This window comes from Nocardia sp. No.11 (assembly GCF_038752175.1).
Taxonomy (GTDB): Bacteria; Actinomycetota; Actinomycetes; order Mycobacteriales; family Mycobacteriaceae; genus Nocardia; species Nocardia canadensis.
Genome location: NZ_JBCGFB010000177.1, coordinates 1 through 9744, shown reverse-complemented (window position 1 = coordinate 9744; position 9744 = coordinate 1). Strand labels below are relative to the sequence as shown.

At 69.0% G+C, this 9744-nt stretch carries 11 protein-coding genes and 1 pseudogene; 7 read left to right on the top strand and 5 right to left on the bottom strand.

The genetic code is table 11. The features are described from left to right. Both V8688_RS29905 and V8688_RS29900 read left to right on the top strand, forming a co-directional pair. Positions 1 to 336 (top strand): lysoplasmalogenase family protein (locus tag V8688_RS29905; protein ID WP_342802194.1); only part of this gene is annotated, 336 nt, incomplete at its 5' end. 68 nt (positions 337 to 404) lie between these two features. Next, positions 405 to 1343: an alpha/beta fold hydrolase gene (locus V8688_RS29900; RefSeq protein WP_342802193.1), complete on the top strand. Its 939-nt coding sequence runs from the start codon at positions 405 to 407 to the stop codon at positions 1341 to 1343. Between the two features lie 79 nt (positions 1344 to 1422). On the opposite strand, the gene V8688_RS29895 is transcribed toward V8688_RS29900, so the two are convergent. Further along, entirely contained in the window at positions 1423 to 1893 is a 471-nt protein-coding gene (locus V8688_RS29895) for a hypothetical protein (protein ID WP_218716182.1), read from the bottom strand. 85 nt (positions 1894 to 1978) lie between these two features. Between V8688_RS29895 and V8688_RS29890 the strand changes: the two genes are divergently transcribed. From V8688_RS29890 to V8688_RS29880, 3 genes are all read left to right on the top strand, one after another. After that, a complete protein-coding gene (locus V8688_RS29890; protein WP_218716181.1) occupies positions 1979 to 2296 on the top strand; it encodes a DUF4190 domain-containing protein in 318 nt (105 codons plus the stop codon). A gap of 25 nt (positions 2297 to 2321) precedes the next feature. Next, entirely contained in the window at positions 2322 to 3005 is a 684-nt protein-coding gene (locus tag V8688_RS29885) for a TrmH family RNA methyltransferase (RefSeq protein ID WP_218716180.1), read from the top strand. Between the two features lie 200 nt (positions 3006 to 3205). Beyond that, positions 3206 to 4297, top strand: a complete 1092-nt coding sequence (locus V8688_RS29880) for a glycoside hydrolase family 76 protein (RefSeq protein ID WP_342802195.1) — start codon at positions 3206 to 3208, stop codon at positions 4295 to 4297. Between the two features lie 4 nt (positions 4298 to 4301). Here V8688_RS29880 and V8688_RS29875 read toward each other — a convergent pair whose 3' ends face one another. Both V8688_RS29875 and V8688_RS29870 read right to left on the bottom strand, forming a co-directional pair. After that, positions 4302 to 5000: a DedA family protein gene (locus tag V8688_RS29875; protein WP_218716179.1), complete on the bottom strand. Its 699-nt coding sequence runs from the start codon at positions 4998 to 5000 to the stop codon at positions 4302 to 4304. Positions 5001 to 5004: 4 nt separating this feature from the next. Further along, entirely contained in the window at positions 5005 to 5667 is a 663-nt protein-coding gene (locus V8688_RS29870; RefSeq protein ID WP_255586704.1) for a VTT domain-containing protein, read from the bottom strand. A gap of 167 nt (positions 5668 to 5834) precedes the next feature. Between V8688_RS29870 and fbaA the strand changes: the two genes are divergently transcribed. Further along, complete coding sequence (fbaA, locus tag V8688_RS29865; protein ID WP_218716178.1) at positions 5835 to 6872, top strand: class II fructose-bisphosphate aldolase; 1038 nt, start codon at positions 5835 to 5837, stop codon at positions 6870 to 6872. 36 nt (positions 6873 to 6908) lie between these two features. Then, positions 6909 to 8027 (top strand): BTAD domain-containing putative transcriptional regulator, encoded by a 1119-nt coding sequence (locus V8688_RS29860; RefSeq protein WP_218716177.1) that lies wholly within the window; start codon positions 6909 to 6911, stop codon positions 8025 to 8027. A gap of 31 nt (positions 8028 to 8058) precedes the next feature. Here the strand turns inward: V8688_RS29860 and V8688_RS29855 are convergent, their stop codons facing one another. Together V8688_RS29855 and V8688_RS29850 are read right to left on the bottom strand one after the other, a co-directional pair. Beyond that, positions 8059 to 9117 (bottom strand): fused (3R)-hydroxyacyl-ACP dehydratase subunits HadA/HadB, encoded by a 1059-nt coding sequence (locus V8688_RS29855; protein ID WP_342802192.1) that lies wholly within the window; start codon positions 9115 to 9117, stop codon positions 8059 to 8061. 98 nt (positions 9118 to 9215) lie between these two features. After that, positions 9216 to 9744 (bottom strand): annotated as a pseudogene (locus tag V8688_RS29850) (hypothetical protein); the annotation flags it as partial.

The following is a 9744-nucleotide window of genomic DNA, read 5'->3' as shown; positions in this document are numbered from 1 at the left end:
GGTCTGCTGCGGGCCAAGGCCCCGGTGCTGGCGGTGCCGTTGACCGCCTACGGCGCCACTCTCGGCACCGCCGCGACCCTGGCCTCGGACCCCGCGCTAGCGCCGGGCGCCCGGAATATCGCCGGATTGAACATCCCGAACGGCGACCCGCGCAGTCGGCTCGGTCTCGGCGCGCTGCTGTTCACGGTGTCGGACGGGCTGATCGTGCTGCGTCGCCTGTTCGCGCGCGAGGAGCGGACCCGCCGGATCAGCGAGGGCGTCATCCTGGCGACCTACGCCGCGGCGCAGTATCTGCTGACCGATCCCGCGGTGGGCACGCCCCGCCGCGGTGCCTGATACTCCCTGTCACACAGCGCTTACCTGGGTGTCCTCCGGCGGCAACACCCGCCGCGCACGCTTCGAAGATGACCGGGGAAGTGCAGTTCATCGAGGTGCACGGCTATCGCCGCGCGTTCCGGATGGCGGGGTCGGGGCCGCCGCTGTTGCTCATTCACGGCATCTCCGACAGTTCGGGGACCTGGGCGCCGGTGTTCGACGCGCTCGCCGAGCACTTCACCGTGCTCGCGCCCGACCTGCTCGGCCACGGCGAATCGGACAAGCCCCGCGCCGACTACGCCGTCGCCGCCTACGCGAACGGCATGCGTGACCTGCTCAGCGTGCTCGGCATCGAGCGGGTCACCGTGGTCGGGCACTCGCTCGGTGGTGGGGTCGCGATGCAGTTCGCCTACCAGTTCCCGGAGAAAGTGGAGCGGCTCGCGCTGGTCTGCCCGGCGGGGATGGGCGCGGGGGTGCATCCGGCGTTCCGGCTGGCCACCCTGCCCGGCGCTGGTCCCGGGCTGATGGCCGTGACCAGCTGGCCGGTGCGCACCGTCGTGCGCGCGGCGATCCCGGTGGTCAACAGCATGGGCGGTCTGCGGCTCGGCCCGGACGTCGACTACGTGCTCGGCCTCTACGGCCAGCTGTCCGACACCGCCGCGCGCAACGCGTTCCTGCGCACGATCCGGGCCGCCGCCGATCGGCGCGGTCAGTCCATCACCATGCTCGACCGGGGCTACCTGGCCGCGCACCTGCCGACGCTCATCATCGGCGGCACCCGCGACACCGTCATCCCCTCCGGCCACGCCGAACGCGCGCACCGCGCGTTTCCCGGCTCGATGCTCGAGATCTTCGACGGCGCCGGACATTTCCCGCACCATTTCGACCCGGACCGTTTCGTGAAACTGATCCGGGCCTTCATCGACAGCACCGAACCGGCGATCTTCGACCCCCAGCGCTGGCAGCGGACCTTGCGTCGCGGCCGCCCGATAGTGGCCCTGCCCTCGGCAAACGCGGCCCCCGGCTGACCGGTTGGGTAACTCGCCGGGCACGGGCTGACCCGACCCCACGCCGAACCGGCAGCCGCCTGCTCAGCCGACGACCGTCCTACGTCTGGCCGGAATCGCGGGAAGGCGGAAGGAGCATGATGCGGTCGCGGTTCCTCGGATCGACGCGGATCGGAATGGTCTGACCGATCGTCATGCGCGGTCTGTCCACCGGCATCACGTCGACCACGATCGTGCCGTGATACGTGTCGGACCCCGGCACGGTCAGTTCGACGTCGAATTCGGTGAGTTCACTGGAATGGTCGGTGCGTGCCAGCGCGCGCATACCGTCGATACGCGCCCAGCCCTCCAGCCCGTGCCTGCGCAGTTTGCGGTCGGCCCTGGTCGGCATGGAGGCGATCGCCATGGCGATGCCCGCGCCGGAACCGAACAACCCGACCATGATGAGGACCTGGTAGGGCATCGTCCCCGGCGGCGTATGCGGGGCGAGCCAGCCGAGCCAGACCGCGAGCGCGACGACATACATCGCGACGACGCAGCTCAGCGCCTGAACAATGCGCGTGTGCTCCATACCGACAACCACCCGTGAGCCCTACGCCCTCCAGGATAGGTCGCGTCACCACCCGGTTCGGGGCGTCCGCGATTACGATTCGCGCATGAGCACTCCGCCCCCGCCCCAGGGATATCCCGGCTACGGGCCGCCGCCGGATCATCCGCAGGCGACCACGGTGCTGATCCTCGGCATCCTCGGACTGGCGCTGTGCGGCATCCTCGCGCCGTTCGCCTGGGCCAAGGGTCGCACCGTGCTCGGTGAGATCGACGCGTCGCAGGGCCGGACGGGCGGGCGCTCGCAGGCCTACGCGGGCTACATCATGGGGATCGTCGGCACCGTGGTGCTGGCGGTGTCGCTGCTCGTCGGTGTGGCGAGCGTGGTGGTGTTCTTGCTCGTGGGGGCAGCCGAATCGTCGGCGTAACCCGGGCCCACCTAGCATTCTCCGGGTGAACGAGTCAGTGCCATCGCCCGAGGTCGAGGTCGCGGGTCCGACCGAATGGGGCGAGCATCCGCACGGGCTCGGGCCGTGGGAACAGGAATACGGCACCCCGGCGCCCACCGACGAACGCTACGACCCGGTGCTGCTGGCCGAGGGTGACCGGCGCAATGTCGTCGACGCGTACCGCTACTGGACCCGCGAGGCGATCGTCGCCGACATCGACGCGCGCCGTTTTCCCTTCCACGTGGCCATCGAGAACTTCGGGCACGACGCCAACATCGGCACCGTGGTCCGCACCGCCAACGCCTTCGCCGCGGCCGCGGTGCACATCGTCGGCAGGCGGCGGTGGAACCGGCGTGGCGCGATGGTCACCGACCGCTACCAGCACCTGGTGCACCACAGCGATCTGGCCGAGCTGCGCGCCTTCGCCGACGCCGAGGGACTGGCCGTCGTCGCGGTCGACAATGTGCCCGGCGCGGTCCCGCTGGAGACCGCGCAACTGCCCCGCGACTGCCTGCTGCTGTTCGGCCAGGAAGGCCCCGGTGTCAGCGACGATGCGAAAGACGCTGCCGCGCTGACGGTTTCGATCGCCCAATTCGGCTCGACCCGCAGCATCAACGCCGGCGTCGCCGCCGGGATCGCCATGCACGCCTGGATCAGGCAGCACGCCGACCTGTCGCTGGCCTGGTAGCGGTCGGTTCCTGACCGTCTTGATGTGTGTATCGGCCCGGTTGTGATCGAATCAGCCTCGAATCGGTAACAGAACGGGCGCGGAAACCGGGCAGCAACTGGCACCATGGTCCTATGACCTCGCGCAGCGGCCGGCGCCCACAGCCCACAGAACGCGCCGGATCCGTGCCGACACCGGCGTTGTGGTCCGAGCGCGCCGACATGGCCGAGTCCGCGATCATCTCGCGGCACCTGCGCATGCTGTGGGGTTGTCCCGGAACGGAATTGGGAGTCGTCGGCTGGCCTGCCACCCGGCGTGAACGCGGCTTCGCCGGCTGGCACTACTGGTGGCAGGCGCATCTGCTCGACATCGCGGTCGACGCCGCCAACCGGGTCCCCACGCCCGCGCGGCGGCGGCGGATCGGCGCGATCGCCCGCGCCATCCGGCTCCGCAACATCACCGGCTGGACCAACCGCTACTACGACGACATGGCCTGGCTCGCGATCGCGCTGGAACGCGCCGAGCGCACCCAGGAGCTGACCACCGCCCGCCGTGCCCTCGTCGCGCTCGAACAGCAGCTCTACGGCGCCTGGGACCCGGAGACCGGCGGCGGCATCCCGTGGCGGGTCCGCTCGGACTTCTTCAATGCCCCCGCCAACGGCCCGGCGGGCATCGCGCTGCTGCGCCTGGGCCGGGTCGAGCGCGCGCAGCAGATGGCCGACTGGATCGACGCCACCCTGCGTGACCCCGAGTCCGGCCTGATTCTCGACGGCATCCACCTGCCGTCCGGCGAGATCGAGCGCCCGGTGTTCAGCTACTGCCAGGGCGTCGTGCTCGGCCTGGAGACCGAGCTGGCCGTGCGTATCGACGACGACGAGCGGCACCTCGCGCGGGTCGGCCGCCTGCTGGCCGCCGTCGAGGAACACATGACCACCCGCCTGGTGATCTCCGGTGGCGGCGGCGGCGACGGCGGCCTGTTCAACGGCATCCTCGCCCGCTATCTGGCGGTCGTCGCCCTGATGCTGCCCGGCGACGGCAAGCAGCAGGAGACCGATCGGCGGACCGCGGCGGCCATCGTGAAGGCGTCGGCGACCGCGGCCTGGGCCAATCGCCTCGAGGTCGAGGGCGAGCCGCTGTTCGGCCACGACTGGAGCAAACCCGCCCGCTTACCCGGCGGCACGGCCGGTGCGGGCAAGTTCACGGCGGGCGGTTCCGTGACGGCCTCGGTCGTGCCGGAACGCGATCTGTCGGTGCAGCTGTCCGGCTGGATACTGATGGAAGCCGCCTACCAGGTCACCGCGGCCGGGCTGTGAGCTGTCAGCGCTCGGCTTCGCCGACGACGCTGGGCGCCCGGTCGATATCGAAGTCCTCGGCCGGCTTGGCCATCTCCTGCCGGTAGTGGCGCAGGCCCAGGATCGTGCCGATGATCAGGCCGACGATCATCGTGCCGATCACCGCGGGCATCAGCCACGGCACCTGCTCGAGGAACTCGCCCGCGTAGTAGCCGATCAACAGCAGCACCGGGGCCCAGATGATCGCGCCGAGGGTGCTGGCGATGGTGTAGCGGCGGTGATCCATCTTGGCCGCGCCCGCGACCATCGGGCACAGCGTGCGCACCCACGGAATCCAGCGCGCCACCAGCACGGCGAGGAACCCGTGTTTCTCCAGCAGCGCGGTGACCTTGGCCAGATTCCTGGTGTTGATATAGCGGCCGTTCTTGCGCGCGACCAGGTGGTGCCCGGTGCGCTGGCCCACGACATAGCCCACCTGATTACCCGCGATGGCGGCCACCATGGTGCCCACCGACAGGGCCCAGACCTGCGCTTCGCCGTTGGCGTGCGAGGCCATCACGATGCCGGCGGTGATCAGCATGGAGTCACCGGGCAGGAACAGCCCGATGATGAACGCGCATTCGAGGAAGACGAAGACGAGGACAACCGTCCAGACCACGGCGGGGCCTGCCGAGATCAGTGGCTCGAAGCTGCCCAGTGCCAGGGTCGACGGTACTGCGGTCACTTGCTCAGCGGATCTCGTTCGCCGAAGCGGCCAGCTCGGCGGCGGGCGCGTCCTCGGTGGGCGCGGTACCGCGACGCTTGTCGAGCACCTTCTTACCGACGGTGATGATCGCGGGCAGGATCGAGACGAACACGATCAGCAGGAAGATGCCCTCGATGTGGTCCCGGATGAACGGCACGTTGCCCAGGAAGTAGCCGAGCACCGTGACACCGCCACCCCACAGCACCGCGCCGACGATGTCGAACGCCACGTACTTGCGGTAGCTCATCTTCGACACACCGGCCAGCACCGGCATGAACGTGCGCACGATCGGCACGAACCTGGCCAGGATGATGGTCTTGGGGCCGTGCTTCTCGAAGAACTCGTGCGTCTCGATGACGTACTGCTTCTTGAAGAAGCGGCTGTCTTCCTTCTTGAAGATGGCCGGGCCGATCTTGCGACCGATCCAATACGCGCACTGGTCGCCGGCGAAGGCGACGAGGATCACCAGGGGCACCAGCACCCAGATGGAGACCGGCGGGTTCGGCTGCGCGGCCAGCATGCCGCCGGTGAACAGCAGCGAGTCACCGGGCAGCAACGGGAACAGCAGGCCGGTCTCGATGAAGACGATGGCCAGGATGGCGGGTAGGACCGCGTTCTTGAGCCAGGTCTCCTGGAGCAGATACATCGGGTCCAGCAACTGGGTCAACGCAAGGTTGTTCGTCACCGCATCGGATACCGCCAGCAAAGTCACGGCCCCCACAGTACCGGGCGAATCTGTGACATGAGTGGCCCACAGTAGGCTGACGCCTGACAGAATTGGTTTTTCGCTCCCCACACACGGAGGTCACTGCTGTGCCTATCGCGACTCCGGAGGTCTACGCCGAGATGCTCGGCCGGGCCAAGGCGCACTCGTTCGCATTCCCGGCTATCAACTGCACTTCGTCGGAGACGATCAACGCCGCCATCAAGGGCTTCGCGGACGCGGGCAGCGACGGCATCATCCAGTTCTCGACCGGTGGCGCCGAGTTCGGCTCCGGTCTGGGCGTGAAGGACATGGTCACCGGCGCGGTGGCGCTGGCCGAGTTCGCGCACGTGGTCGCCGCGAAGTACGACGTGACGATCGCGCTGCACACCGACCACTGCCCCAAGGACAAGCTGGACACCTACGTGCGTCCGCTGCTCGCGATCTCGCAGGAGCGGGTGAACAACGGCCAGAACCCGCTGTTCCAGTCGCACATGTGGGACGGCTCGGCCATCCCGATCGACGAGAACCTCGAGATCGCCAAGGAGCTGCTGAAGCTCTCGAAGTCCGCCAACATCATCCTCGAGGTCGAGATCGGCGTCGTCGGTGGCGAGGAAGACGGCGTCGAGGCCGAGATCAACGACAAGCTCTACACCTCGCCCGAGGACTTCGAGAAGACCATCGACGCGCTCGGCGCCGGTGAGAACGGCAAGTACCTGCTGGCCGCCACCTTCGGCAACGTGCACGGTGTGTACAAGCCGGGCAACGTGGTGCTCAAGCCCGAGGTGCTGGCCGAAGGCCAGCGCGTCGCGGCCGCCAAGCTGGCGCTGCCCGAGGGCTCGCAGCCGTTCGACTTCGTCTTCCACGGTGGCTCGGGCTCGCTGAAGTCCGAGATCGAGGACTCGCTGCGCTACGGCGTCGTGAAGATGAACGTCGACACCGACACCCAGTACGCCTTCACCCGTCCGGTCGCCGGCCACATGTTCGCCAACTACGACGGTGTGCTGAAGATCGACGGTGAGGTCGGCAACAAGAAGGTCTACGACCCGCGCAGCTACCTCAAGAAGGCCGAGACCTCGATGGCCGCGCGCGTCGTCGAGGCGTGCAACGACCTGAAGTCGGCCGGTCGTTCCGTCAGCGGTTCCTGATCGGCCTTTCGCGACAATCAAACGGGGCCCGAGCTCATGAGTCTTGATGTCCGTGTGCTCGGGCCCGTTCGACTGCTGGTCGGCGGCGAGCCGGTGGCGGTCGGCGGGCCCAAGCCGCGCGCTCTGCTAGCCGCGCTCACCGTCAACCGACGGCGCGCGGTGTCTTCTGCCGTGCTGGCCGAGATGGTCTGGAACGAGGATCCGCCGGACTCCTACGCCGCCAGCCTGCAGGTGTTCGTCTCGAACATCCGCAAGGCCCTGCGCAACGCGGGCATCGACTCGGCTCAGGTCCTGCGCACCGAGGGCGCGGGCTATCGGCTCGAGATCCCGGACACCGCGTGCGATCTCGGCCGGTTCGAGAACGCGCGCGAGGCGGGCACCCGCTGCCTGGAGGTAGGCGATCACCCCGGCGCGGCCAACCTCTTCGGCGCCGCGCTGCGGGAGTGGTCCGGGCGCGCGCTGGCCGACCTGGCCGGTCTGCAATTCGCCGACGGCTTCGCCACCGCGATGGACGAGGAGCGGCTGCTGGCCGTCTCCGCCCGCGTCGACGCCGAAATCGCCTGCGGGCGGGCGTCTTCGGTGATCGGTGAGCTGGTCTCGATGACCAACGAGCACCCGCTGCGCGAGCCGCTGTGGGGTCAGCTGATCACCGCGCTCTACCTGTCCGGCCGCCAGGCCGACGCGCTGGAAGCGTGCCGCCGGGTGCGCAATGTGCTGGCCGAGGAACTCGGCATCGATCCCGGTGCCGCGCTGATCGAGCTGGAACAGCGGGTGCTGCGGCAGGAACCGCTGAATGTGGTGGAGGCCAAGCGTTCCGAGCAGCTCGCGGCGGCGATGACCGAGACGGTCACCGAGGTGCCGCGCTCGATCCGCAACGGCAACCTGCGCTTCGCCGACGGTCGCACCATCCCGATTCCGCACGGCGGCTTGCGGATCGGCCGGATGACCGACAACGAGCTGGTCCTCGACGATCCGAAGGCCAGCCGCTACCACGCCCACATCATGCCCAGCCGCGCCGGCCTGCTGATCAAGGATCTGCACTCGGCCAACGGTGTCTACGTCAACGAGGTGCCGATCGACAGCGGCGCGCTGCTCGCCGACGGCGACCTCATCCGCATCGGGGCGACGATTCTGACGTTCATCGCGGTGGCCTAGGCGTTTCGCCCCGGCCACCGGCGACGACGTCTCAGGTGAGGCGAACTTCGGCGACGGCGCGGCCGAAGAGCTTGCGGCCCTCGGAGATTCCGCTCAACAGGATGGTGGCGCCGCGGCGCTGCGGGTCGATCGACTTGACCTTGCCGGAGAACTCGATGACGCCCGCCGCGGCAGGCGGCACCGGGACGAAACCGGAGAAGCGCACGGCCAGCTTCGCGATCGCGGTCGGGTCGCCGAGCCAGTCGCTCAGGTACTGGGCGGCCAGGCCCATGGTGAGCAGCCCGTGGGCCACCACCGTCGGCAGGCCGGCCAGTTCGGCGGCGCGATCGCTGAAGTGGATCGGGTTCGGGTCGCCGGAGACACCGGCGTAGTTGGCCAGGTCGCCGCGGGTCACCTTGGCGATGCCCGCGGGCAGCTCGTCGCCCTTGGCCACCGAGCCGAACTCGGGGACGGTGTTGACCGGCGCGAACTCGGGTGCCGGGGCGACCGGCGCGGGGCCGGTGCGGCGGATCAGGATGTCGTCGGTGTCGACCCCGGCGATCGCGGCCGGGCGCGCGTGCATGCTGATGTTCTCGACGGCCTCGACGATGTTGGGGTCCACCTCGACACCGCGGCGGGCCACGATGGTGGTGGTGCCCTGCACGGCGATCTCGTCGTCCTGGTTGACCAGCGTGAAGCCGACGTTGACGAAGTCGTTGTCGCCGAACTGGCGGATCGACTCGATCTCGATCTCGGTCCGGATCCGGTCGCCGGCCAGCATGGGCCGGTAGATCTCGAAGACCTGGTCGGTTTGCAGCACCTGGGAGAGGTCGTACTCGGTGAGCACGCTGTCGAGCAGCGCCCTGGTGGCGCTCATCCCGATCACCGACGCGAAGGTCGGCGGCGCGATGACGCCGTCGTACCCGAGCTTGCGCGCGTCGACTTCCTGGTGGTGGGCGGGGTGCGTGTTCTGCACGGCCCTGGCGAATTCCCGGATCTTCTCGCGGCCGACCTCGTAGTGATCGCGGAAACCGAAGCGCTGGCCGACCAGCGACGCATCCGGGACCACAGCTTCGGTGCCCGGCTGCGACACTGTCTGTTCCCTGCTCATGATCCGGAAAATGTTACTCGAGTACCCAACCGGATGACCAGTTATGTGTGACCCGTCATAGCGGTCATCAACTGCCGCTACGACGGGTCGACACGCCGCTACGGGGTGCCCGCGGGGTCGCAGACCTTCCAGTTTCCGTCGGTGCGCTGCAGGTCGAAGGTCCGCGCGGTCCGCTTGGACGGATCCGCCGACGTGTAGACGGTCGCTTCGGCCAGCGCGGTGTCGCCTGTGATGCGCACCGCATCCACGCTCGCGACGACGGGGATGGAACCGCGCTCGGTCGAGAGCTGATGCACGCCCTTGAACTGGTCGGCGGTGATGCCCTGATAGAAGTCGTGCAGCTGGCCGCACGTGCTCGACCGCAGGTTGTCCAGGTCACCGCTGCGCAGCGCGTCGGCGTAGTCGCCGATCGCGGTGCGGACCTGGCCCTCCGGCGAGTTGTCCCCGCCGGTCATCAGCGCCACCACGGTCGCGATCAGGGCGATGACCAGCACCGCCGCGCCGGCGACGGCCAGCAGCCAGCGCTTCGAACGCGCGGGCTTGTCGGCCGCCGGTTCCTGCGGCGCCTCGATCCGCTGCGGGGGCGCGACCGGTCGCGGCGCGTCCTGGCGCTTGCCCTCGGCCAGC